Raw genomic sequence first — 21,717 nt, 5'->3', positions numbered from 1 at the left:
TAATCTCACCCACAAACGCGAGCTATTCAAGCTCTTGACAGCAATACTCCCGAAATCTACGTTACGAAACATGACGACTTCTCGGCGCAACTTCCTTCGCCTGACCGCCGGCAGCGCCGCGATAGCGGCCGGGCTTTCGGCCTGCGGCACCTCCGGCCCCAAGAGCTCTGGCAGCTCCTCCGGCGCCGCTGCCACCGGCAGCGGCGCGACCTACTGGTTCCTCACCGGTCAGCCTCAGCAGACGATCCGGGAAGGCCAGGTCAAGCGGTTCAACGACGCGAACCCGGACACCAAGATCAAGACCACCGAGTTCCAGAACGACGCGTTCAAGCAGAAGATCAAGACCGCCATCGGCGCCGGCCAGGGCCCGACCCTGATCTGGGGCTGGGGCGGCGGCGGCCTGAAGGCGTACGTCGAAGCGGGCCAGGTCGAGGACCTGACCGACTGGCTGAACAAGGACCAGGCCGCGCTGAAGAGCTCGATCTTCCCGTCCGCGTTCACGGCGGCGACCGTCAACGGCAAGATCTACGCGGTGCCGGGCGAGACCGTGACGCCGATCGTGCTGTTCTACGACAAGCGCGCGTTCGAGAAGATCGGCGCCGAGCCGCCGAAGTCCTGGCAGGACATCATGTCGCTGGTGCCCAGGTTCAACGAGAACGGCATCGCGCCGTTCTCGCTCGGCGGCCAGTCGCGCTGGACCAACATGATGTGGCTGGAGTTCCTGTTCGACCGGATCGGCGGCGCCGAGGTCTTCCAGAACATCTTCGACGGCAAGAAGGACGGCTGGTCCGACCCGTCCGCGCTGAAGGCGCTCGAGGAGATGCAGAACCTGATCAAGGCGAACGGCTTCATCAAGGGCTTCTCCTCGATCACCGCCGACTCCAACGCCGACCAGGCCCTGCTCTACACCGGCAAGGCCGCGATGATGCTGCACGGCGCCTGGACCTACGGCGGCATGAAGGCCTCGGGCAAGGACTTCGTCACCGGCGGCCACCTCGGCTACATGAACTTCCCGCCCTACGAGGGCGGCAAGGGCGACCCGAGCGACACCGTCGGCAACCCGGGTCAGTACATGTCGATCTCCTCCAAGGCGAGCCAGGCCGACAAGGACATCGCGAAGAAGTTCATCGCCAACAACACCCTCGACGACGCCACGGTGGACGCCTGGGTGAAGTCCGGCAGCATCCCGGTGGTGAAGAGCGCGAAGGACAAGCTCTCGTCGATCACCGACCCGAACGACGCCGCGTGGCTGAAGTTCGTCTACGACACCGCGGCGAACGCGAAGAACTTCGCCCAGTCCTGGGACCAGGCGCTCAGCCCGGCCGCGGCCGAGACGCTGCTCGACAACATCGCCAAACTCTTCCAGCTGTCGATCTCGCCGCAGCAGTTCGCGGACAGCATGAACGGGGTGATCGGCAAGTGACGGCGGCCGCTCCGTCCGTCGTCCGGGCTGCCGGGCGGACCAGCTCGCACGCCGGGCGGAGCGGATCGGTCGCGTGGATGGCCCTCCCCGCCCTCGCGATCTTCACGGTGTTCGGGGTCGTCCCGCTGGCCGGAGTACTGCTGCTCAGCTTCGCCCAGTGGGACGGCCTCGGCGCCATTCACACCGCCGGAATCTCCAACTGGCGTTCGGTTCTGAGCGATCCGGCGCTGCCGCACTCGCTGTTCGTGACGTTCGAGATCATGATCTTGTCGTGGGCGGTGCAGACGCCGATGAGCCTGCTGCTCGGCGTCTTCCTGGCCGGCCGGCAGCGCTACCGCGCGTTCCTCGCCGTCCTGTACTTCGTCCCGCTGCTGCTCAGCTCGGCCGCGATCGCCATCACGTACAAGGCTCTGCTCGACCCGAACTTCGGCCTCGGCGCCGGCCTGCATCTCGACTTCCTCGCCCAGGACTGGCTGGGCAAGTCCAACCTCGCGATCGGCGTGGTGATCTTCGTCGTGTCCTGGCAGTTCATCCCGTTCCACTCGCTGATCTACCAAGGCGGCGTCCGGCAGATCCCGACCACCATGTACGAGGCGGCCTCGATCGACGGCGCGGGCCGGGTCCGGCAGTTCTTCTCGATCACGCTGCCCCAGCTCAAGTACACGATCATCACCTCGTCGACGCTGATGGTGGTCGGCTCGCTGACCTTCTTCGACCTGATCTTCGTACTCACCGCGGGCGGCCCAGGGGATGCCACCCGGGTGCTCGCGCTGGACATGTACAAACGCGGCTTCCAGGCGAACCTGATGGGTCCGGCGAGCGTGATCGCGGTGCTGCTCGTGCTGATCGGCCTCGCGCTCGCCCTGCTGCTGCGACGACTCGGCGGCAGCACGACTGCCAGCCAGCAGGAAGGTGCGTGAGATGCGGCTGATCCGGCGGAACTGGCTCGGCGGCGCGGCGGGCTGGCTGTGGTTGCTGATCGTGATGATCCCGCTGTACTGGATCGTCATCACCAGCTTCAAGGACCAGGCCGGCTTCTTTTCCCAGAACCCGTTCGCGCTGCCGGCCGACCCGACCACCGAGAACTACAAACTGGTGATCGAGTCCGACTTCCCGCGGTACTTCGTGAACAGCGTGATCGTCACGGCCGGCACCATCCTGCCCGCCGTCGCGATCGCCTTCATGGCGGCGTACGCGATCGTCCGGGGCGCCGGCAGCCGATTCCTGGCCGGCGTGAACGGGCTGTTCCTGATGGGCCTGGCGATCCCACTGCAGGCGACGATCATCCCCGTCTACCTGCTGATCATCAAGATGCACCTGTACGACAGCCTGCTGGCGATCATCCTGCCGTCGATCGCGTTCTCGATCCCGCTGTCGGTGCTGGTGCTGACGAACTTCATCCGCGACGTGCCCAAGGAGCTGTTCGAGTCGATGCGCGTCGACGGCGCCACCGAGTGGGGCATGTTGCGCACCCTCGCCCTGCCGCTGACCCGGCCGGCGCTCGTCACGGTCAGCATCTACAACGGCCTCGGCGTCTGGAACGGCTTCCTGCTCCCGCTGATCCTGACCCAGAGCCCGGAGAAGCGGACCCTGCCACTGGCCCTGTGGACCTTCCAGGGCCAGTTCTCCGTGAACGTCCCGGCGGTCCTCGCCTCCGTCGTCCTCACCACCCTGCCGATCGTCATCCTCTACGCCCTCGGCCGCCGCCAGCTGCTCAGTGGCCTGACCGCCGGCTTCAGCAGGTAATTGCATCAGGCACCGATCCACCTGAACCGCCGCCCGGACCGGGCGGCGGTTCTTTTTTGTTTCGTGACCGATCGGACCCAACATTTCGGCCCCTCCCGGACATCTATAGGGGTAGAGCCGCACGCCTTCGGCTCGCAAACCACAGCAGACCTTTTCCGGGGCAACGCCCGCCCTCAATACCGGTCTAGACCTGAATAGTCAAGACCCGAGAGCGAAGTGAGGACGGCAATGACGCCCCGACGGCACAGACTTCAGCACGCCCTGCGGCAGGTCCGGCGGCAGCGGCTGCCGCTCCTGACCGCGGCGGTCGTCGTCGTGGTGATCGCCCTGGTCACGGTGACGATCTCACCCCAGCGTTCCTTCCACCCCGGCGAGCCGAAGACGGTGGTGCGGGCGATTCCGAGCTCCACCAACCTCAGCACTCCACCGAAGCCCGGCAAGCCGGCATCGGCTCCCGCCGACAAGTACACCTGCCCCGGCTTCAGCGGGGTCGAGACTCCCAACCCGTTGTCCGGGCTCTACCAGGACAAGTTCAAGTGGAGCGTCTATCCGGCGTACCAGGTGGGCAACGGAAAGGGCGACATCAACTGGCGTTCGAACCCGTACAACCAGCCCAGCTGGTACATGTGGCTGCACTCGCTGCGCTGGCTCGGCCAGGGCATCAAGGCCGCCGGCAAGGGCGACAAGGCGGCGATGGCGCGGGTGACGACGATCGTCCACGACTGGGTGAACGACAACCCGTACGACTGGCAGGTCGACGTCGGCGCGCACGAGGCGACGATGCACCGCACCAACGTGCTGATCTGCACCCGGCAGGCGATCCTGTCCGGATTGAAGGTGAAGACCCTTCCGGCGAGCTACGCGTGGCTGGACAAGGCGCTGCTGGACCACGCCCGGTTCATGGAGATCAACTTCGGCGGACCCGGCAACCACGGCACCGACGAGAGCATCGCGATGTTCGGGATCGGCTGCACGCTCGGCCGCGAACCGTTGAAGGAGCTCGCCCAGCGCCGGCTGGCCCGGGCGATCACCGAGGCGATCGACGAGCAGGGCTCGACCAACGAGCAGTCGACCGGGTACGCGCAGTTCAACTACTCGCTCTGGGGGCGGGCGGCGAAGGCTCTGAAGGAGTGCGGCGCCGACCCGGGGTCCAACATCGACACCCGTCGCGCGGCGCTCGCGAAGTGGCTGGTGATGGCCACCGACTCGCTCGGCAAGCTCCACCAGCTCGGCGATTCCGAGGTGATCGACGCGCTGAAGGTTCCCGGTCACCACCCGAAGGAGCGGGTCGGGATCTACGACGCCGGCTACATCTTCGGGCACACCGGGTGGGGCGAGAAGCGGCCGCTCGCGCTCGAATCGACGTACAGCCTCAGGTTCGGGCCGGCGCCCACCCTGCACGGGCACGACGACCACATGTCGCTCACCTACACCTCGCATGGGCGGCAGATCCTGATCGACGGCGGGCACTCCGGATACCAGCGGGACAAGTGGCGTGACTGGGTGCACAGCCAGGCCGCGCACAACGTGCTGACCAGCCCCGAGATGGAAGGCCATCGGGTCGAGACGAAGCTGGTCCGCTCGGCGATCCAGCCGACGTCGGAGTTCTACGAACTCTCCGACGAGCCCGCGCCGGGGATGACGCGCAACCGCTCGGTTCTCGTACTGAAGGACCCGGACCTGATCGTCACGCTGGACCGGGCGACCGCGGACAACGACCAGACCTTCAAGACCCTGTGGCACCTGGCCGAGGGCCAGCAGGTGACGGTCACCTCACCGACTCAAGCGGTCGCGCAGAAGCCGGGCGACAAGGTCAAGACCGTCCTGCTGCAGATCCCTTATTCCATTGACCTTCCGAGCAACGCGATCACCGTCGAGCAGGGCCAGGACGACCCGGTTCAAGGCTGGCACTTCCCGAAAGCGACGCAGAAGCTGCCCGCTCCGACGGTCGCCTTCCACCGCAACGGCAGGTCCGCGACGATCCTGTCCCTCATCGTTCCGGCCGATTCGAAGGCTCTCGTCAGCTACCAGACCCGCACGACCGGTTCGACCTACCTGATCGACCTCACCGTCGGCACCCTGCACACAACCATCGCAGTACAGGCCGACGGCACCCTGACCCGGCTGAAGTGAACTTCCGGTCCGCGAGCGGCTTCTAATGTGGCGAGGGCCACATTGGAGCTCTCGTGGAACCTGGGAGGGGATCCATCATGCGCACCAAAACCATCAGCCTGGCGGGGGCCGCGGCACTGACCTTCGCACTCTGCTCCACCGTCGTGCCGGCGCAAGCCGCCACCACCTGCTCGCTCAACCTCGGCTCCGTCACCGCGGCAGGAGCTCAGACCGCCCGCACGATCACCGCGACGGCGCCGGTCACCGTAGGGGCGGTGACCACGACGGCTGGCGTGTACCAGCCGGGTTCGATCCAGCACATCAGCACCTTCCGGAACATCCCGAGCGGGACCGGCGCCGCGAGATCCGGCCTGACCGTTCACGGAAACGCCTTGTACTCAACGGCATACTCCACTCTCGCCAACGGTCAGGTCGACCCGGCGCACCCGGTCACCGAGAGCCGGATCGGTGGCGGCTGGTCGGCGTTCCGCTGGATCGACGAGTCGATCCACAACCCGGTCGACCCGCTCGAGCCCAGGCGGACCACGCTCTACGCCCAGGACACCAGCGGTTTTCTGAGGCGCTGGACGCTGGATGAGACCGGCTGGCACGGTACCGGTGGCATCGGCGGTCTCAGCGCGGCCAAGTCGATGACACTGATCGCCCGTGAGTTCAGTTACGACATCTACCTGCTCAACAACCGCGCCGGCCGGTTGATGACCGTGATGGTCTTCGGCACCTATCCGATGTCGACGTACGGCACCACGTTGCGCACCTCCACCTGGCAGGTCTTCGAGCAACTGATCGCCGCCCCCTGCGGAGCCGGCTCCCTCATCCTCGGCATCGACCGCGACACCCAGTCGGCCACCCTGTACTCGATGGCCCACGTCAACGGCACCGCCACGGTCATCAAGAACCTCGGCAAGGTCCCCGGCACCTTCACCGACCCGCACTACTTCCGCTACACCCCGCGGAACGACACCCTACGAGGCCAGTAGCACCTTCACTCCTGCGACGGTTGCTCGTCCGGATCCTCAGCTGGTGTCGGCGCCGGAATCGACAGCGGACTGTCGTCGCCAGGCGGAAGCCCGATGTCCGGGTTCTCCGTTCCGGGGTCGATCAGGTCGGGGTTCTCGTCCGGATCGCTGCCCGGACCCGTCGGCGAGATCGGCGGGATGGTGTCGTTGCTCATCGCACTACCTCCTGATTGCCGTTGTGGCCCTGGTACCCGCGGTTACCAACGGCAATCAGGAGGTACGGTCGGACCATGCCACGGGTACCAGCACTGGAGGAGTTGCAGCGGCGGCGCAGTGAGAAGTGGTTCGGGCATGGCGACGGGGTGATCTCCGCGACGGTGGCGGAGATGGACTTCGAGCTGGCCGAGCCGATCGCGGCGGTACTTCGGGACGCGATCGGCCGCAGCGACCTCGGCTACACCTCAGGAGTGCCGTCTTCGCTCGGTACCGCGTTCGCCGGATTCGCCCAGCGGCGACTGGACTGGAAGGTCGACCCCGATCGGCTGACGCTCGTACCGGACGTGATGGTCGGGCTGATCGAGCTGTGCCGGCTGATCGCACCTGGCGGATCGATCGGATTCGCCACCGCGACCTATCCACCCTTCCTCCAGCAACTCCCGGCGGCCGGCTTCTCGCTGGTACCGATCCCGCTCAGCAGCGACGGCTCGTTCGACCTCGATGCCCTGGCCGTCCGGCTCCAGCAGGGCCTCGACATCCTGATCCTGCCCAACCCGCACAACCCCACCGGCCGGGTGCTCCCGCCCTCGGAGCTCACCCAGATCGCCGAGCTCTGCGCGCAGTACGGCGCCTGGGTGCTCGCCGACGAGATCCACGCACCGCTGGTACTGCCCGGCGCGCAACACACGCCCTGGCTCGACGTCTCCGACGCCGCCCGGTCCTGCGGCATCTCACTGACCTCAGCCTCGAAGGCCTTCAACCTGGCCGGTCTCAAGGCGGCGCTCGTGGTGACCGCGTCGGACCGTGCGCAGGACCTGGTGAAGCGGCTGCCGTTCACCAACGACCAGGTCGGCATCCTCGGAGTACTCGCCGCCGAAGCCGCCTTCACCGACGGCGACGAGTGGCTCGACGACGTACTGCGCCAGCTCGACCACAACCGCACGCTGCTCGGCGACCACCTCCCCAACGGCATCACCTGGGCGCGTCCCCAGGCCACCTTCGTCGCCTGGCTCGACTGCGCCGGAGCCGGCCTCGGCGACGACCCAGCCGGCTTCTTCCTGGAGCAGGCCAAGGTCGCCCTCAGTCCGGGCCACAGCTACGACCCGGCCGCGACCAGCTTCGTCCGGCTGAACTTCGGCACCGGCGACGAACTGCTCACCGAGATGCTCACCCGCATGTCCGGCGCGATCTCCTGACCTTGTTGGCATACTTTCGGCATGGATCAGTCTCAGAACGATGGCAGGGGTGGTGCGGACGAGTCGGCCGCCGACACCTTCGCGCGCCTCGCCATCGAGCTGCACGACGCTCCGGGTGTCGAAGAGACCATCGACGCCGTGGTGCAGTTCGCCCTGCAGGCGCTGAGGCTGACCCACGCCGGGGTCGTGCTCCACGGCCGCCGGAAGCTGGAGGTCGCCGCCGTCACCGATTCCACGGTCGCGGAGGTCTACAGCCTTCAGATCGAGAGCGAGTCCGGCCCGTTGATCACCACGTTGCAGAGCGGCGCGACGGTCCTGATCCGCGACACCCACGCCGACGACCGCTGGCCGAAATGGGCCGACAAGGTCGCCGCGCTCGGTGTCCGCAGCGTCCTCGACGTCCCCCTCGCCACCGGCAACGGCACCCGCGCGGCGATCGGCGTACTCGGCCTGTACTCCCCTGAGCCGGACGCCTTCGGCGCGGACGACGAGGCCATCGCGCACATCCTCGCCCGGCATGCCTCCGTCGCCGTGGCCGTCGCCCGGCACGAAGAGACGATGGCCCAGGCGGTCGACGCCCGCAAACTCGTCGGCCAGGCGATGGGCATCCTGATGGAACGCTTCGACGTGGACGGCGACCGCGCCTTCGCCATCCTCAAGCGCTACTCCCAGGACACCAACACCAAACTCCGCGACGTCGCCCAGCAACTCATCGACACCCGCAAACTCCCCCGCTGACGTTTCAGTCGTGGACCCGGCCGTTGTAGGCCTCGTCGATGACCTGGACGGCCACCTCGCCCAGCGGCCGGCCCCGTTCGGCCGCCAGGGCCAGCAGGATGTCGAAGGCCTCGTCGACCGGGACGTCCTCGGTGTAGGCCAGCACGCCCTTGGCACGCTCGATCACGATCCGTTCGTCCAGCGCCACCCGCGACCGTTCGATCACGTCCTGGGCGCTCAGCCGGCCGGAGTGGACGACCGCGATCGTCGCCAGGTCGGCGAACATCTGAGCGATCTCCCCGATCTCGTCGTCCGGCAGGCCGCCGGCGAAGAAAAGGTTGATCGCACCCAGCGCCGCACCCTGCCAGATCAGCGGAGCCGCGTGGACAGCATCGAACCCCGCCCGCTGGCACGCCGGCGACAGGGCCGGCCAGCGCGCGGCGAGCTGCTCCGTGCCGTCGACCGCGACGGGCTCGGCCTGCTTCACCGAGTCGACGCACGGCCCCTCGTCGACCTGCAGCTGGTACAACTCGAGCTCCTCGGCGCGATGGCTCGTCGACGCGAGCAGCTCCAGCCGCCGGTCGACCGGTCGCTCCATCACCAGACCTGCCGCGGCTGCTCCGGTCGCCCGGACACAGCCGACCAGCAGTGACGTCGTCGCGCCGATCACGTCATGATCGCCGGTCAGCGTGGACGCGGCGAGGGCGAGCTCGTGCAGGGCGGTGGCCGCCCGGCCTTCCCGGGCCGGGTCATCGGGAGTCGTCATCAGTCTCCTCGGGAGAAGTCGAGCCGCCGGTGGACGACCAGCTGGGCGATCTCGGCCAGCGTGGCGTCATCGGCGTAGGCGTGCGCGCGCAGGATCGCCAGCGCGTCGTCCGGGCTGATCCCCAGCTGTGCGACCACCATCCCGGTCGCCTGATGGATCCCCGCTCGCGACGACCAGGCCCCGCTGTCGGTGATGCCGTCGCCCGCGCTCGGGTCCCGGAGCAACGCGGCCCCGACCGCGTCGGCGATGAACTGCGCCGTCTCGTCGGACTCAGCGATCTCCGGCGCCCGTTCGAGGTACAGGCTCAGCGTGCCGAACACCTGCGCGGCCGGTCGCATGGCGAAACAATAGATGGAGACCACCCCCACTGAGCTGCGTGCCGCCCGGGTGAACTCCGGCCAGCGCTGAGCCGCCTCGCCGTCCAGGGACACGCGGACCGCGGTACCGGTCCGGTAGGCGTCGCGACAGGGTCCTTCGCCCAGTACGTCCTGAAGATCCTCCAGCCGCGCGGCGACCTCGTTGGTCGCGGCCAGCGTGATCCGGTTCGAGCTGTCGTTGCTGACCGTGATGGAGGCCGCGTCGACGTTCAGCAGCAGCCGGCTCGCCTCGCACAATCGTTCGGCCAGATGCCGCTCCCGCGCCCTGTCCGCGACCAGCCGCGCCAACCGGGCGAGGATCGCCGCACGGTCTGTCATGGTTTCAACCTACGCTCTCCGGCTAGTACGGTCACGGCGACGCTCAATACCGGGCCATCTCCTCCAACGGCCGGAGTTCCGCCCGGCCGGCCGACAGCTCGACCGCCTGGTCGGTGATCCGCTCAATGTCTCCCCAGGGCAGGTACCAGACCTCGCCCAGCCTGCTGTGAACCAGCGCCCGCAGCAGCGCCGGCCCGACATGCCGCTCGTAGCCGAACAGCTGGGTCGCGCGCCGCTCGACGACGATCAGCCCGTCCACCCTCAGCGCCGCCTGACCGCCACCCGCGGGAAGCGGCCCGTCCTGGACCAGCCGGACGTCCGCCACCCCGCCGATCCGCTCTCCATGGCGATCGACAACGCTTCTGCCGAGCAACTCATTCAGGCGCATGGCCGGCTCCGGGGATCTTGTCGATGATGTGCCGCTCGACCCAGTCGTCGCCCCGGGTCAGGTTCACCTCGCCAGGTACGATCTTGACGGCCGTGTCGATCTCCATCACCTGGAGCGCGGGAATCCGCTCCCGCCCGGAGATCAGCGCCGAGACCACCGGCGGGTCGGCCTGCAGATCCAGCTCGATGTCGTCGACCTTGCCCAGCAACGCTCCTGTCGCCTGGTCGATCAGCTGCCGATTCAGCAGATGCAACTGCGCATGCAGCACCTTGCCGGCCACGGTCATCGCCCCGCCTTCGTGATGATCATCAGTGGAATCGCCGCGATCGATGCCACCAGCAACAACCCCAGGTAGATCAGGCCGAGCACGTTCCGCACCCGGCCGTTCACCTGGTCGCGCAGGTAGTCGGGATCGTTGGCGATGATCAGGATCGGCAGATAGGTCAGCGGCAGTGCCATCGCCGCGAACACCACGGAGTACTCGGTGACCAGAACCGGATCGACCATCGTCATCAGGGTCAGGATCGCCAGCAGCAGGCAGATGATCATCACCAGGTGGAACCGCGACGCCTGCCGCGGCCGGACGAACTTGCCCCACTGCCAGCCGAAGTACTGCGCGATCGTGTACCCGCACGACAGCGACGTCTCGAGTGCCGCCCCGAAGGTGGCCGCGAACACACCGATCAGCACGATCGCCAGCCCGAGCTTGCCCAGGGCAACGGCGACCGGCAGGGTCACCTGGCCGAGCGTCTCCACCTGGATGCCCACCGGCAGATACAGCACCGCGGCGCAGCCGGCGATCGCGAGCGACAGCAGCCCGCCGAGCGGGAAGCCGATGAACACGTTCGACCGCTCGGTGACCAGGTCGCGCCTGGTCCACTTCTCCTCCACGCCGCCGGAGGAGAAGAAGAACACCTCGTACGGTGTCATCGCGGCCCCGAACAGCGCGATCGCGTAGTACGCGTAGGTGGCCCAGGTCTCGTGACCGGTCGGGTGCGGATTGGTTGCCTGGTGCACCAGCTGACCCCAGTCCGGGCCGAGCTTCCACAGCGCGACGGCGAAGACGATCAGCAGCAGCCCCATCAGCCCGAAGACCGTCTCCAGCTTGGAGAACTTGACCCGCCAGACGACCAGCCAGACCGCCAGCGCGGCCAGCGGCGCCCACAGCAGGTAGTTCACTCCGCTGGCCAGCTCAAACGCGAGCGCGACACCGCCGATCTCCGCGATCAGGGTCAGCAGCGTGACCAGGAACGACGCGATCAGCGCGACCAGCCCGGTACGCCGGCCGAGCCGCTCCCGGATCAGGTCGAACACCGGCCGGCCGGACACCGCGACGATCCGGCCGGACATGTCGGCGTACAGGCAGATCCCGATCACGCCGAGCACCACGACCCAGCTGAGCCGCATCCCGAACCGGGCGCCGACCAGGGCGTTGGTGACCAGGTCGCCGATGTCGACGAAGCCGCCGATCGCGGTCAGGATGCCGAGCGTGACGGCGAAGACCTTCTTCATTTCGCCGTCTCCCCGAGCCGGCGCAGCCCCTCGGTGGTGTCGGCCAACTCCTTCACCAGCTCGGCCACCCCGCCTTCGTCCCCGTTCGTCAGCGCGATCCGCAGATCGGTGATGTTGCCCGAGGCATCGTCCAGCGTCTGGGAGATCTGGTCGTAGGTCTTGCGGGCGGCCCGGGTCTTGGGTTGCTGCTGGTCGAAGGTGCTGCTGACCTTGCCGATGGCCTTCTCGGACTCGCTGACCAGCTGGGTGGCCGGCTGGGACCAGAGTTTGTGGTCGAGGAACGATCGACCGGCCAGTTCCGCGGTGGCGGCCGCCGACGCCGCCTCGCGGGCCGACCGCGCGCCCTCCGAGCGCAACTGCTGATCCGGATCGCCGCATCCGGCCGTGACCGCGATGACCAGGCAACCAATCCCGCACCACCCGATGACCCTTCGCACCCCTGGCTCCCGTCCGTTAGTCGTACTACCGGGCTGGTACCCGGGCGTATGCGTAGCGATCGCGACGGTGGGAACCGGGGGCCTATCGACGAACTCTTGGAGGCGAACGTGAAGATCGGCTACTTCCTGTCCAGCGAGGAGTACACCCCGGCGCAGCTGATCGAACAGGCCCGGCTGGCCGAGGAGTCCGGCTTCGACGGCCTGTGGATCAGCGACCACTTCCACCCCTGGAACGACGAGCAGGGGCAGAGCGCGTTCGTGTGGTCGACGATCGGGGCGATCTCGCAGGTGTGCGAGCTGCCCGTGACGACCGCCGTCACCTGTCCGACGGTACGGATCCATCCCGCGGTGATCGCCCAGGCAGCGGCGACCAGCGCGGTACTGCTGAACGGACGCTTCACGTTGGGGATCGGTACCGGCGAGGCGCTCAACGAGCACATCTTCGGCGACGCCTGGCCGACCGTCGACGTCCGGCTGGAGATGCTCGAGGAAGCCGTCGAGATCATCCGCCGGCTGTGGACCGAGGACGGCTTCGTCAACCATCGCGGCAAGCACTACACCGTCGACACCGCGCGGATCTACACCCGGCCGGACTCGCCGCTGCCGATCTACATGTCCGGCTTCGGCCCTGAGGCGACCGACGTCGCGGCCCGGATCGCCGACGGCTACATCACCACCTCGCCGGATCAGGAGCTGCTGGAGCGGTTCCGGAAGAACGGTGGTGGGGACAAGCCCACCCAGGCCGGTTTCAAGGTCAGCTACGCGCCGACCGCCGAGGAAGGCGTCGAGCAGGCGCACCGGATCTGGCGCAACGCCGGCGTACCGGGTGAGCTTTCCCAGGTACTGCCATCACCGCGGCATTTCGAGCAGGCCAGCGAGCTGGTGACCAAGGAGCAGACGGCCGGGTCCGTGGCCGCCGGACCGAAGGCGGACGACCACCTCGAGGCGTTCAAGCCGTACGTCGAGGCCGGCTTCGACGAGATCTACGTGGCGAACATGGGACCGCACTCGATCGACATGATGAAGATGTACCGCGACGAGGTCCTGCCCGAGCTGCGCCGCTCAGGCAAGTAGCGCGCCCGCCGCCCGGAGATCGTCGACGAAGAGCCCGAAGTCACGGCGGTACTCCTCGGAACGGACGACAGACGACGGATGGACCGTCGCCACGGCGGCGGTCCCGTCCGGCAGCTCGACCGGCTCGCCTCGATGCTCGGTCACCTTGAAGCCGGTACCGAGCAACGCCCGAGCGGCGACCGCGCCGAGGACCACCACCAGCTCCGGCTTGACGATCTCCCGCTCGCGGGCGAGCCAGGGGCCGCAGGCAACGATGTGCCCGACGGCGGGCGTCTTGTGGATCCGCCGCTTGCCCCTGCGCTCGAACCGGAAATGCTTCACCGCGTTGGTGATGTAGACGCTGTCCCGCGTGATCCCGGCCGCTTCCAGCGCCTTGTCGAGCAAGCGCCCGGCCGGCCCGACGAACACTTGGCCTTCCTTGTCCTCGACATCGCCGGGTTGCTCACCGACCAGCATCATCCGGGCCTTCGCCGGCCCGTCGCCGGGCACGACCTGCTCCGCGTCCTCCCACAGATCGCAGCCCCGGCAGTCCTTCAGGCGCTCCGCCACCTTCGGCAGCCCGCCTCGCGCGGGCACCCACTCCTCCGCTCCGGGGAACTTCTCCATCAGTCTGCTCCTAACGCCGCTTCCTGATCAGCGTATGCGTGCCGTCGCACAGCGGCTTCAGCGCGGACTTGCCGCACCGGCACAGCGCGATGGTGCCGCGGCCGGGGTCGATCAGCTCGCCGTTCTCGTCGCGGAGCTCGAAGTTGCCCCGGACAATCAACGGCCCGTCCTCATACGCCTGGATCTCGGCGATATCGAAGTTATGCACGGGGTACCGGTACCCAGCGCTACCCGGTACGAAGCCGTCAAGGAGACCCTCCATGCACCTTCCCCCGGCCCGTGGGCCGTTGAGCGGTTGGCTGATCAGCCACTTGCGTGATGAGCCGAACACACCCTGCCCGCCGGTCACTTCGGACGCGCCGTGGGCGGACGAGGATCTCCAACTGGCGCTCTGGTGCTGCTACGAACTCCACTACCGGGGCTTCGACGACGTCGCCCCCGAAGCGGAGTGGGATCTCGACGTGCTCGGCTTCCGCGCGTCGCTGGAGCGCCCTTGGTCCGATTGGCTGCGGATGACGTACTGGCGTGCCGTCGACGGCAAGCCTTCGCAACTGCTGCGAGAGCTGATCGACAGCGACGACGGCCCGCCCCTGGCGGCGTACCTGCAGCGCCGGGCCGGGCTGGACGAGTTCAGGGAGTTCGTCCTCAACAGGTCGGTCTACCAGCTCAAGGAGGCCGACCCGCACAGCTTCGGCATCCCCCGCCTCGACGGCGCCACGAAAGCTGCCCTGGTGGAGATCCAGGCCGACGAGTACGGCGGCGGCCGCCCCCAACGGATGCACGCGGAACTCTTCCGTACGACGATGCGCTGGCTGGACCTCGACGACAGCTACGGCCGCTACGTCCCCGACGTACCAGCCGTCACCCTCGCGCTCTCGAACGTGATGTCGTACTTCGGCCTCCACCGCCGCTGGACCGGTGCCCTCGTCGGCCACCTGGCCGCGCTGGAGATGACCTCAACCCTCCCCAACCGCCGGTACGCCGCCGGCGCGACCCGCCTCGGCGCCGACCCGGCTGCCACCCATTACTTCACCGAGCATGTCGAAGCCGATGCGGTCCACGAGCAGATTGCCGCCCACGACCTCTGCGACAGCTACGCCGCGGACCACCCCGACTCGGTTCCCGACATCCTCTTCGGAGCCGCCTGCTGCCTGGGCCTGGACAACCTGTTCGCCCAGCAACTCCTGTCCCGCTGGGACTCTCCCCGACGAAAGGTAGCCAGCTGACATGTTCGACGGTTTCCAACTCGACCGGATCAACGTCGGTGAGGTCAGCCTCCGAGTCCGCCACGGCGGGTCGGGGCCAGCCGTCGTGTTGCTCCACGGCCATCCCCGCACGCACACCACGTGGTACCAGGTCGCTCCTGCCCTGGCTTCCGAGTTCACGGTCGTCTGCCCCGACCTGCGCGGTTACGGCCAGTCGGACAAGCCGGCCGCGGACGAGGCGCATACGCAGTACTCGAAGCGAGCGATGGCCGGCGATGTCGCACGGCTGATGACGGAGCTCGGCCATGAGCAGTTCGCCGTCGTCGGGCACGACCGCGGTTCGTACGTCGCATACCGGACCGCGCTCGACCACCCCGAGCGGGTCAGCAAGCTGGTGGTGATGGACGGCGTACCGGCGGTCGAGGCGCTGGAGCGGTGCACCGACAAGTTCGCCGCGATGTGGTGGCACTGGTGGTTCTTCGCCCAGACCGAGAAGCCGGCCGAGCGGGTGATCTGCGCCGATCCCGAGACCTGGTACAACGCCTGGACCTCGAACGGCCCCGACGTACTCGGCCCCGAGAACCACGCCGACTTCCTGGCCGCCATCCGCAATCCGGCGACGGTCCACGCGATGGTCGAGGACTACCGCGCCGGCCTCGGCATCGACCGTCAGGCCGACGAGAAGGACCGCGCGGACGGCCGCCGGATCACCTGCCCGACGATGATGCTGTGGTCGGAGCGTGACGACATGGAGGAGATCTACGGCAATCCGCTCGAGGTCTGGCACCCGTGGTGCCCGCAGATCGTCGGCCACGGCATCGACTCGACCCATCACGTCGCGGAGAACGCCCCGGAAGACCTCGTCCGAAGCCTCCGGGCCTTCCTGCTGCAGTAGAGCCTGTTGCGGTCGAGCCTGCTGCGCTAGCGGCCGACGGCCTTCTCGAGCTGGGCCTTCGTCATCTTGGAGCGGCCCTTGATGTTCTTGTGCTTGGCCTCGTTGTAGAGCTGGTCCCTGGTCCGCCCCTGGGACCCGCTGTGCGACCGCAGCCCACCGCGCCGGCTCGACGAGATGTCATCCGTCGACGTCCTGCTCTTCTGCTTCGCCTCGCCGGAGCGGGCACGCTCCTTGTTGACCGTGCGCGCCGCGATCTCCTCGGCGACGTCCTCGCTGCGGCCACGCTCCTTCAGCCCGGCCTTGATGTGCTCGTACTGCCGCTCACGCTTCTTGCTCGATCCTGCGGGCATGGTGGTTCTCCTCTCATCCTGCGGGCCCCGGTACCCGAGCTTGCGAGAGGCAATCAGCGACGCTGGTACCGGCCTATTCCAGCTCCGCCGCGACATTGGCGCCGGCCAGCAACTTCGCCACCGCCGGATTGGGCGTCGCGACCACCAACTTGCGCCCCTTGGCCCGGAACTTCGCCTGCGCGTCCCGCAGGATCTGCGCCAGCAACTCGGCTCCGTTGACCGGAATGTCCAGCCGGAGCCGAAGCGCCCCCGCCCGCAGCTCCGCCGCCTCCAGCAGCACCCGGCGCAGGGCCATGGCAACCGGAATGTCCATCATCCCGGCCACAGCCACCACCGCTCCACCGCCATCGACCACAGACAGGTCGATCCGGGCTCCACCACCCATGCGCATCCCCCATGGCCTCATCATCAACTCCCCACCCTCCCCGTTGCCTTCCCCCACCGTCAACCGAAGGCGCGGCGCTACGCGCTCGGCGTACTCAAATCGCGCCGCTGGAGCTACTGTTCGGTAATCATTTGGGGAGGGAAGGCTGATGGTAGAGCTCAAACTGCGCAGTCGCTGGGGAGCGATCGTCGCATTCGCACTGGTCGGCGCGGCCACCCAACTCGTCTGGCTCAACTTCGCCGGCGTGACCACGGTCGCCGCTGATCGCTACGGCGTCTCCGAAAGCGCGATCGGCTGGCTGGCCCAGGTCTTCCCGCTGCTGTACGTGGTACTGGCGATCCCCGCCGGCCTGATCCTGGACAAATGGTTCCGCAGCGGCCTCATCCTCGGCGCCGTCCTGACCGCCGCCGGCGCCCTGCTGAGACTCGGCGACACCTACAACTGGCTCCTGGCCGGCCAACTACTGGCCGCAATCGCCCAGCCCCTGGTCCTGAACGCGGTCACCGGCATAACCGGCCGCTACCTGGCCGAAAAAGACCGCCCCACCGGCATAGCCACCGGCACCGCCAGCATCTTCGCCGGCATGGTCATCGCCTTCGCCCTCTCAGCGATCCTCCCCGACAGCAACGACCTCCCCACCATGCTGTGGCTGACAGCGACCTTCTCCGTAGCAGCCGCGGTCTGGCTGATCTTCGCCCTACGCACCCCCGGCGAACACAAACCCGCCCACCACCGCCCCGACCGCAACGCCCTGAAAATCGCCTGGTCAGACCCCCTGATCCGCCGCCTCTGCCTGCTGGCGATCTTCCCCTTCGGCGTCTTCGTAGCCATGACCACCTTCTCCCAGGCACTGCTGGAGCCCGCCGGCGTCTCCGCCGGAACCGCCTCCACCATCCTCCTGCTGAACGTAGTAGCCGGCGTAATCGGCAGCGCCACACTCCCGGTCCTGGTAGCCCGCCACCACGCCGAGGCAGCCCTCCTAGTAGCCAGCCTCTCCTTCACCGCCCTAGCCTGCGCCGCCCTAGCCCTCTGGCCCAGCGCCCCCATGGCCTTCACCGCCATCACCCTCATCGGCTTCCTGCTACTCCCCGCCCTGCCCATCGTCCTAGAACTAGTAGAACGCCGAACCGGCGAAGCCGAAGGCACAGCCGCCGGCCTGATCTGGATGTCCGGCAACCTAGGCGGCCTAGTAGTAGCAACCCTAGTAGGCCTCCTCGTAAACCACCCCCGCCCCGCCTTCCTACTAATGACCGCCGTAGCCCTGATCGCCATCCCCGGCGCCCAAGCCCTACGCCGCCCCATCTCCAACCTCAACACCCCGACCTAACCCCCAGCCCCCATCCACTACGATGGACCCGCACCCGCCGACGTGGCGCAACTGGCAGCGCACCGCTCTTGTAAAGCGGTGGTTAGGGGTTCGAGTCCCCTCGTCGGCTCAAATACTTCATCCCACGCGTGCTACGCAGGCGCTCCTCCGTCGCACCAGCTACGCCCGCTCCCGCCCACCCGACCTTCTGCGGGCTACGCCCGCACCAAGCGCGCTCCGCGCGCCATCCACCGCCGCAGGCCAGCCCGGTTGCGAAAGCTACCGGCCGTCTCGGCGAATCCAGCGGCCAAGGCACTCCTAGGGCGCAAGATCTCCCGACGCCGCCCGCCTCTTCGGGCAGCTGCTCACCACTGCCTGACCGGGCTACGGCAACCGCCGGTCGATGCGCCGCAACCAGCCACCGATCGCTGGAAGCTCGTGCCAGCGGTGGCCGATCACCCACTCCCGCACCGAGCGCACCATTCCCCGCAGCTGCGTCCCGCGCGACGAACGCAGCTGATCTTCCCGCTCCTCGGCACTGCGCTGCAGGAAACGGGCGCACCCCAAACACACACCGACCTCGGGGTGGGCACCCAACCGCAACAGGTTCCGGTCATCGAACTCACGGGCACAACACCAGCACACCGGTGCCGAATGCTGAACACTCTCCGGCGTAACAGTCATACGCCCATCCTCCGCGCCGCCACCGCCAACAGCCATCAACCGGAACGAGACCGGCTTACTCGAGTTCAGCTGAGTGCTGCGAAGAGGGGTTGGATCAGGACTGCGTTGGGGTGGCCCATGGGAACGGCGAGGACTGGCTGGTCGGAGTCGGTCGCATAGATGTAGATCATGCCGGCGTGTGGCACGGGTGGGTGGATTGAGTTCCAGTCCAGGGACAGCTTCGGACGCTTGCAGCTGATGCCGTCCTGGTTCACCTTGATGCTGCCGCCGATCGTCACGGTCTCGCCCTGCCTGACCCTGTTGACCAAGTCGGTGAGCAAGCGTGGTTCGACGACCTGCGCCGACAGGTTCACCAAGAACGTCCACCACTCCGGCAGCTCGTCTCGGCGGCCCGACCGCGAATCGGTCACCGTGACCGCCGGCGCCGCCTTGTGCGGGTACTTGCCGACCTCGAAGTGCCAGTAGGTCGTGTACGTGGTCGGGAACATGAAGCGCTTCTCGGTGACCTGCTCGACCCAGTAGCCGACCCACTCGATCTCGTCGAGCGGCATCGACCGCCGGCCGTAACTGATCTGCTGCCCGTCGGCCTGGAGCGAACTCCAGCCGACCTTGGTGTCGAGAACCGGGATCTGTCCGGGCTGCGGTTGCCGGTCGTGCTCGCTCACGTCATGCGCCTTTCAGGTCGGTAGGGCTGAACGCGCGTGAGACGCGCACCAAGTACGTCTGGTTCCGCTGTACGTGTGGGTGTACTCGCGTCGAGACGGCCCACGGATGGTCTCACCGCCGAGTCCGCCCGCGCCAGCGAACCCCGCTTGGCGGCTTGTGCCGCGGTGAGCGGCTGGCGCCAAATTCCTACCGATCGGTGACGAGCACAGCTCGGAGCCATCGACACCGGCGGCGCTTTCCGCCTACTGATTCGGGAGACGACGTCGAGACCGCAGCCTACGAGTCCTGGAGAAGCGACATCCGAGATGGCCGCACAGCCTCCTGATCGCTAGCGACAACACCACCGTGATCCGCCTCAACACCCACGCCCGCCTCGACCGAATCGAAGCCGGCGAAGTCGAAGCCGACGGCGTAGTCCTCCACGATGGAACCCACGCCGGCGTCGGCGACAAAATCGTCACCCGCCTAACACCAGGCAACTAGCCCTCAGCAAACACAACTTCGTCCGCAACGGCACCATCTGGTCCGTCATCCGCCGCTGGCCCGATGGCTCCCTCACCGTCCAGAACGACAACTTCCAGACGATCGCCCTGCCATCCGATTACGTCAGGGGAAGCGTAGAACTCGCCTACGCCACAACAGCCCACCGAGCCCAGGGCCTTGGCACAGGCAACCGAAGCCCTCGTCGCCGGGGACCTCGCCTCCGCGGCGACGGGCCTCAGCTTCGAGCGCATCGGCGTACTCGTTGCCCGCAGCAAGAACTAATCCGAACCCCGACCGCCCAACCAGTCGTCACTGATTGCACAAAGGAAATCGCCATGGATCTCGACAAGCTCATGAGCAAGCACCTCACCAGGTACTTCGACCCGAGCAGGACCATCCCGGATGAGACTCTTCGGCAACTCCTGAGGTTCCTGCGGTCGACGCCCACGTCGACCAACGTCCAGCCGAACCACTTCTACGTCATCGCCACGCCGGAAGGCAAGAAGCAGCTCGCCGACGGCCGGTTCCCCGAACCGGCCAAGCAGGAGCTGTGGGAATCGATGACGCGGGACTTCCTCGACCTGCGCAACTTCGCCTACAAGGACGTGAACCACTGGATGGAGAAGCAGACCTACATGGCGGTCGGTCTGACCATGATCGCGGCCGCCGAACTCGGCGTCGAAGCCATGCCACTCGAAGGGTTCGACCCGGCCACCGTCGACAAGGCGTTCAAGATCCGGGAGACCGGGCACGCCACCACCGTGTTGCTGGCACTCGGCTACCCCGACCCCAGCAAGCAGTACAGCAACCCGATCTCGCGATTCGACACGGACGAGCTGTTCACCTTCGTCTAGAGACCAAGGTCCGCGTCTGCAAGAGTGAAGATTCGATCCAAGGAGGTGCCTGATGAGGGCGATTGTCGTACAGGACGAGGCCGCGGGAACGGCCGGTATGACGCTGGCCGAGCGTCCGGAGCCCACGGCAGCCATCAACGACGTCATCGTTGAGGTTCGTGCGTCGGGATGGGTCTCGACCGAGTTGGAGTGGCCATCGACCTGGGTTGACCGGGCCGACCGTGGCCGGGCCCCTTCCATCCCCGGGCACGAGCTGGCCGGAGTGGTCAGCGCCCTGGGCTACGGCACGACAGGACTGTCGGTGGGACAGCGCGTGTTCGGTCTCGCCGACTGGCACCGCGACGGCTCGCTGGCAGAGTATGTGGCGATCGAGGCCCGCAACGTCGCCCCGCTGCCCGGCGACCTCGACTTCACGGTCGGCGCAAGCCTTCCGATCTCGGGACTGACCGCGTGGCAAGGACTGTTCCAGCACGGCCGCCTGCAAGCAGGGCAGAGCGTCCTCGCGCACGGAGCCGCCGGCGCAGTCGGAACGATGGTCACCCAACTGGCCCGCGAGGCCGGCGCCTACGTGATCGGTACCGGACGCGCTGCCGACCGGGAGAAGGCACTCGATTTCGGCGCCCACGAGTTCGTCGACCTCGAGACCGACGCGCTGGAAGACGTCGGCACGGTCGATCTGGTCTTCGACGTCATCGGCGGCGACATCCAAAAGAGGTCCGCGGCCCTGCTCAAGCCCGGCGGATCGCTGGTGACCATCGTCGGCCCGGTCGAGGCCAGACCAACGGACGGCCTGGCCGTGGACTTCGTCGTCGAGGCCGACCGCACCCAGCTAGCCGAACTCGCGCGGCGAGTACAGGACGGAAGACTGCGCACGAACATCGGAACGACGACGACACTCGATGAGGCCGTCGCCGCCTTCAACACCAGCGAGCGCGCCAAGGGCAAGACCGTCATCATCATCAGGCCCTGAGGACTCTGGCGACAGCGGTCGGGCCTCGGGTCACGCCACCCACAGCCCGGCCGC

25 protein-coding genes and 1 tRNA gene are annotated in these 21,717 nt (G+C 67.4%); 14 read left to right on the top strand and 12 right to left on the bottom strand.

The features are described 5' to 3' along the window. The first annotated feature begins 70 nt into the window (after nucleotides 1-70). From ACIA12_RS36960 to ACIA12_RS36940, 5 genes are all read left to right on the top strand, one after another. Nucleotides 71-1,423: an extracellular solute-binding protein gene (locus tag ACIA12_RS36960; RefSeq protein WP_396372005.1), complete on the top strand. Its 1,353-nt coding sequence runs from the start codon at nucleotides 71-73 to the stop codon at nucleotides 1,421-1,423. Next, nucleotides 1,420-2,343: a carbohydrate ABC transporter permease gene (locus ACIA12_RS36955; RefSeq protein ID WP_396372004.1), complete on the top strand. Its 924-nt coding sequence runs from the start codon at nucleotides 1,420-1,422 to the stop codon at nucleotides 2,341-2,343. The genes ACIA12_RS36960 and ACIA12_RS36955 overlap by 4 nt, the downstream gene beginning before the upstream one ends. A 1-nt stretch (nucleotide 2,344) precedes the next feature. Then, nucleotides 2,345-3,169 (top strand): carbohydrate ABC transporter permease, encoded by an 825-nt coding sequence (locus ACIA12_RS36950; RefSeq protein WP_396372003.1) that lies wholly within the window; start codon nucleotides 2,345-2,347, stop codon nucleotides 3,167-3,169. A 228-nt stretch (nucleotides 3,170-3,397) separates the two neighbouring features. Next, the gene (locus ACIA12_RS36945; protein ID WP_396372002.1) at nucleotides 3,398-5,302 is read left to right on the top strand and encodes a heparinase II/III family protein; all 1,905 of its coding nucleotides are present in this window, start codon (nucleotides 3,398-3,400) and stop codon (nucleotides 5,300-5,302) included. A 77-nt stretch (nucleotides 5,303-5,379) separates the two neighbouring features. After that, nucleotides 5,380-6,279: a hypothetical protein gene (locus tag ACIA12_RS36940; protein ID WP_396372001.1), complete on the top strand. Its 900-nt coding sequence runs from the start codon at nucleotides 5,380-5,382 to the stop codon at nucleotides 6,277-6,279. Nucleotides 6,280-6,284: 5 nt separating this feature from the next. On the opposite strand, the gene ACIA12_RS36935 is transcribed toward ACIA12_RS36940, so the two are convergent. Further along, nucleotides 6,285-6,473, bottom strand: a complete 189-nt coding sequence (locus ACIA12_RS36935; protein ID WP_396372000.1) for a hypothetical protein — start codon at nucleotides 6,471-6,473, stop codon at nucleotides 6,285-6,287. Nucleotides 6,474-6,548: 75 nt separating this feature from the next. Here ACIA12_RS36935 and ACIA12_RS36930 point away from each other — a divergent pair, with 75 nt between their 5' ends. Both ACIA12_RS36930 and ACIA12_RS36925 read left to right on the top strand, forming a co-directional pair. After that, nucleotides 6,549-7,670: a MalY/PatB family protein gene (locus ACIA12_RS36930; protein WP_396371999.1), complete on the top strand. Its 1,122-nt coding sequence runs from the start codon at nucleotides 6,549-6,551 to the stop codon at nucleotides 7,668-7,670. A 21-nt stretch (nucleotides 7,671-7,691) separates the two neighbouring features. Continuing rightward, nucleotides 7,692-8,408 (top strand): GAF and ANTAR domain-containing protein, encoded by a 717-nt coding sequence (locus ACIA12_RS36925; protein ID WP_396371998.1) that lies wholly within the window; start codon nucleotides 7,692-7,694, stop codon nucleotides 8,406-8,408. Between the two features lie 4 nt (nucleotides 8,409-8,412). Here the strand turns inward: ACIA12_RS36925 and ACIA12_RS36920 are convergent, their stop codons facing one another. The 6 genes from ACIA12_RS36920 to ACIA12_RS36895 are packed head-to-tail and all read right to left on the bottom strand — an operon-like array spanning nucleotide 8,413 to nucleotide 12,185. Continuing rightward, on the bottom strand, nucleotides 8,413-9,153 hold the full coding sequence (locus ACIA12_RS36920) for a GAF and ANTAR domain-containing protein (protein ID WP_396371997.1): 741 nt from the start codon (nucleotides 9,151-9,153) through the stop codon (nucleotides 8,413-8,415). Continuing rightward, nucleotides 9,153-9,848 (bottom strand): ANTAR domain-containing protein, encoded by a 696-nt coding sequence (locus tag ACIA12_RS36915; RefSeq protein WP_396371996.1) that lies wholly within the window; start codon nucleotides 9,846-9,848, stop codon nucleotides 9,153-9,155. Before ACIA12_RS36915 ends, ACIA12_RS36920 begins: the two co-directional genes overlap by 1 nt. Before the next feature lie 43 nt (nucleotides 9,849-9,891). Next, entirely contained in the window at nucleotides 9,892-10,236 is a 345-nt protein-coding gene (locus tag ACIA12_RS36910) for a hypothetical protein (protein ID WP_396371995.1), read from the bottom strand. After that, nucleotides 10,223-10,522 carry a hypothetical protein gene (locus ACIA12_RS36905; RefSeq protein WP_396371994.1) on the bottom strand — a complete coding sequence of 100 codons (300 nt, stop codon included), beginning with the start codon at nucleotides 10,520-10,522 and terminating at the stop codon, nucleotides 10,223-10,225. The genes ACIA12_RS36910 and ACIA12_RS36905 overlap by 14 nt, the downstream gene beginning before the upstream one ends. Beyond that, complete coding sequence (locus ACIA12_RS36900; RefSeq protein ID WP_396371993.1) at nucleotides 10,519-11,748, bottom strand: NRAMP family divalent metal transporter; 1,230 nt, start codon at nucleotides 11,746-11,748, stop codon at nucleotides 10,519-10,521. Before ACIA12_RS36900 ends, ACIA12_RS36905 begins: the two co-directional genes overlap by 4 nt. After that, nucleotides 11,745-12,185 carry a hypothetical protein gene (locus tag ACIA12_RS36895; protein WP_396371992.1) on the bottom strand — a complete coding sequence of 147 codons (441 nt, stop codon included), beginning with the start codon at nucleotides 12,183-12,185 and terminating at the stop codon, nucleotides 11,745-11,747. Before ACIA12_RS36895 ends, ACIA12_RS36900 begins: the two co-directional genes overlap by 4 nt. Nucleotides 12,186-12,293: 108 nt before the next feature. On the opposite strand from ACIA12_RS36895, the gene ACIA12_RS36890 reads away from it, so the two are divergent. Beyond that, nucleotides 12,294-13,259: a TIGR03557 family F420-dependent LLM class oxidoreductase gene (locus tag ACIA12_RS36890; protein WP_396371991.1), complete on the top strand. Its 966-nt coding sequence runs from the start codon at nucleotides 12,294-12,296 to the stop codon at nucleotides 13,257-13,259. On the opposite strand, the gene ACIA12_RS36885 is transcribed toward ACIA12_RS36890, so the two are convergent. Together ACIA12_RS36885 and ACIA12_RS36880 are read right to left on the bottom strand one after the other, a co-directional pair. Further along, complete coding sequence (locus ACIA12_RS36885) at nucleotides 13,248-13,865, bottom strand: UdgX family uracil-DNA binding protein (protein WP_396371990.1); 618 nt, start codon at nucleotides 13,863-13,865, stop codon at nucleotides 13,248-13,250. The genes ACIA12_RS36890 and ACIA12_RS36885 overlap by 12 nt on opposite strands. Nucleotides 13,866-13,875: 10 nt before the next feature. Further along, entirely contained in the window at nucleotides 13,876-14,127 is a 252-nt protein-coding gene (locus tag ACIA12_RS36880; protein ID WP_396371989.1) for a CDGSH iron-sulfur domain-containing protein, read from the bottom strand. Here ACIA12_RS36880 and ACIA12_RS36875 point away from each other — a divergent pair. Continuing rightward, entirely contained in the window at nucleotides 14,126-15,091 is a 966-nt protein-coding gene (locus tag ACIA12_RS36875) for an iron-containing redox enzyme family protein (RefSeq protein WP_396371988.1), read from the top strand. The two genes, ACIA12_RS36880 and ACIA12_RS36875, sit on opposite strands and share 2 nt — an antisense overlap. Before the next feature lies 1 nt (nucleotide 15,092). Beyond that, nucleotides 15,093-15,965 carry an alpha/beta fold hydrolase gene (locus tag ACIA12_RS36870; RefSeq protein ID WP_396371987.1) on the top strand — a complete coding sequence of 291 codons (873 nt, stop codon included), beginning with the start codon at nucleotides 15,093-15,095 and terminating at the stop codon, nucleotides 15,963-15,965. 26 nt (nucleotides 15,966-15,991) lie between these two features. Here the strand turns inward: ACIA12_RS36870 and ACIA12_RS36865 are convergent, their stop codons facing one another. Together ACIA12_RS36865 and ACIA12_RS36860 are read right to left on the bottom strand one after the other, a co-directional pair. Then, nucleotides 15,992-16,315, bottom strand: coding sequence for a plasmid stabilization protein (locus ACIA12_RS36865; RefSeq protein ID WP_396371986.1), 324 nt, complete (start codon nucleotides 16,313-16,315; stop codon nucleotides 15,992-15,994). Between the two features lie 73 nt (nucleotides 16,316-16,388). Then, entirely contained in the window at nucleotides 16,389-16,724 is a 336-nt protein-coding gene (locus ACIA12_RS36860; RefSeq protein WP_396371985.1) for a hypothetical protein, read from the bottom strand. A 124-nt stretch (nucleotides 16,725-16,848) separates the two neighbouring features. Here ACIA12_RS36860 and ACIA12_RS36855 point away from each other — a divergent pair, with 124 nt between their 5' ends. Both ACIA12_RS36855 and ACIA12_RS36850 read left to right on the top strand, forming a co-directional pair. Further along, entirely contained in the window at nucleotides 16,849-18,027 is a 1,179-nt protein-coding gene (locus ACIA12_RS36855; protein ID WP_396371984.1) for an MFS transporter, read from the top strand. 36 nt (nucleotides 18,028-18,063) lie between these two features. Then, nucleotides 18,064-18,136: transfer RNA gene (locus ACIA12_RS36850), tRNA-Thr, on the top strand. Nucleotides 18,137-18,755: 619 nt separating this feature from the next. Here the strand turns inward: ACIA12_RS36850 and ACIA12_RS36845 are convergent. Next, entirely contained in the window at nucleotides 18,756-19,355 is a 600-nt protein-coding gene (locus ACIA12_RS36845; protein ID WP_396371983.1) for a hypothetical protein, read from the bottom strand. 819 nt (nucleotides 19,356-20,174) lie between these two features. Here ACIA12_RS36845 and ACIA12_RS36840 point away from each other — a divergent pair. Together ACIA12_RS36840 and ACIA12_RS36835 are read left to right on the top strand one after the other, a co-directional pair. Beyond that, nucleotides 20,175-20,693 (top strand): nitroreductase family protein, encoded by a 519-nt coding sequence (locus tag ACIA12_RS36840; RefSeq protein ID WP_396371982.1) that lies wholly within the window; start codon nucleotides 20,175-20,177, stop codon nucleotides 20,691-20,693. A 52-nt stretch (nucleotides 20,694-20,745) separates the two neighbouring features. Next, nucleotides 20,746-21,663, top strand: coding sequence for an NADP-dependent oxidoreductase (locus ACIA12_RS36835; RefSeq protein ID WP_396371981.1), 918 nt, complete (start codon nucleotides 20,746-20,748; stop codon nucleotides 21,661-21,663). Nucleotides 21,664-21,717: the final 54 nt, after the last annotated feature.

The sequence above is a fragment of the Kribbella sp. NPDC051620 genome (assembly GCF_044453825.1).
Classification (GTDB): domain Bacteria; phylum Actinomycetota; class Actinomycetes; order Propionibacteriales; family Kribbellaceae; genus Kribbella.
This window is presented reverse-complemented; position numbering and strand designations above follow the sequence as displayed.

Coding starts and splice junctions, on each gene's coding strand:
- ACIA12_RS36960 (WP_396372005.1), top strand. CDS start 71: ATGACGACTTCTCGGCGCAACTTCCTTCGCCTGACCGCCGGCAGCGCC.
- ACIA12_RS36950 (WP_396372003.1), top strand. CDS start 2,345: ATGCGGCTGATCCGGCGGAACTGGCTCGGCGGCGCGGCGGGCTGGCTG.
- ACIA12_RS36945 (WP_396372002.1), top strand. CDS start 3,398: ATGACGCCCCGACGGCACAGACTTCAGCACGCCCTGCGGCAGGTCCGG.
- ACIA12_RS36940 (WP_396372001.1), top strand. CDS start 5,380: ATGCGCACCAAAACCATCAGCCTGGCGGGGGCCGCGGCACTGACCTTC.
- ACIA12_RS36935 (WP_396372000.1), bottom strand. CDS start 6,473: ATGAGCAACGACACCATCCCGCCGATCTCGCCGACGGGTCCGGGCAGC.
- ACIA12_RS36930 (WP_396371999.1), top strand. CDS start 6,549: ATGCCACGGGTACCAGCACTGGAGGAGTTGCAGCGGCGGCGCAGTGAG.
- ACIA12_RS36925 (WP_396371998.1), top strand. CDS start 7,692: ATGGATCAGTCTCAGAACGATGGCAGGGGTGGTGCGGACGAGTCGGCC.
- ACIA12_RS36920 (WP_396371997.1), bottom strand. CDS start 9,153: ATGACGACTCCCGATGACCCGGCCCGGGAAGGCCGGGCGGCCACCGCC.
- ACIA12_RS36915 (WP_396371996.1), bottom strand. CDS start 9,848: ATGACAGACCGTGCGGCGATCCTCGCCCGGTTGGCGCGGCTGGTCGCG.
- ACIA12_RS36910 (WP_396371995.1), bottom strand. CDS start 10,236: ATGCGCCTGAATGAGTTGCTCGGCAGAAGCGTTGTCGATCGCCATGGA.
- ACIA12_RS36905 (WP_396371994.1), bottom strand. CDS start 10,522: ATGACCGTGGCCGGCAAGGTGCTGCATGCGCAGTTGCATCTGCTGAAT.
- ACIA12_RS36900 (WP_396371993.1), bottom strand. CDS start 11,748: ATGAAGAAGGTCTTCGCCGTCACGCTCGGCATCCTGACCGCGATCGGC.
- ACIA12_RS36885 (WP_396371990.1), bottom strand. CDS start 13,865: ATGGAGAAGTTCCCCGGAGCGGAGGAGTGGGTGCCCGCGCGAGGCGGG.
- ACIA12_RS36875 (WP_396371988.1), top strand. CDS start 14,126: ATGCACCTTCCCCCGGCCCGTGGGCCGTTGAGCGGTTGGCTGATCAGC.
- ACIA12_RS36880 (WP_396371989.1), bottom strand. CDS start 14,127: ATGGAGGGTCTCCTTGACGGCTTCGTACCGGGTAGCGCTGGGTACCGG.
- ACIA12_RS36870 (WP_396371987.1), top strand. CDS start 15,093: ATGTTCGACGGTTTCCAACTCGACCGGATCAACGTCGGTGAGGTCAGC.
- ACIA12_RS36865 (WP_396371986.1), bottom strand. CDS start 16,315: ATGCCCGCAGGATCGAGCAAGAAGCGTGAGCGGCAGTACGAGCACATC.
- ACIA12_RS36860 (WP_396371985.1), bottom strand. CDS start 16,724: ATGATGAGGCCATGGGGGATGCGCATGGGTGGTGGAGCCCGGATCGAC.
- ACIA12_RS36855 (WP_396371984.1), top strand. CDS start 16,849: ATGGTAGAGCTCAAACTGCGCAGTCGCTGGGGAGCGATCGTCGCATTC.
- ACIA12_RS36840 (WP_396371982.1), top strand. CDS start 20,175: ATGGATCTCGACAAGCTCATGAGCAAGCACCTCACCAGGTACTTCGAC.
- ACIA12_RS36835 (WP_396371981.1), top strand. CDS start 20,746: ATGAGGGCGATTGTCGTACAGGACGAGGCCGCGGGAACGGCCGGTATG.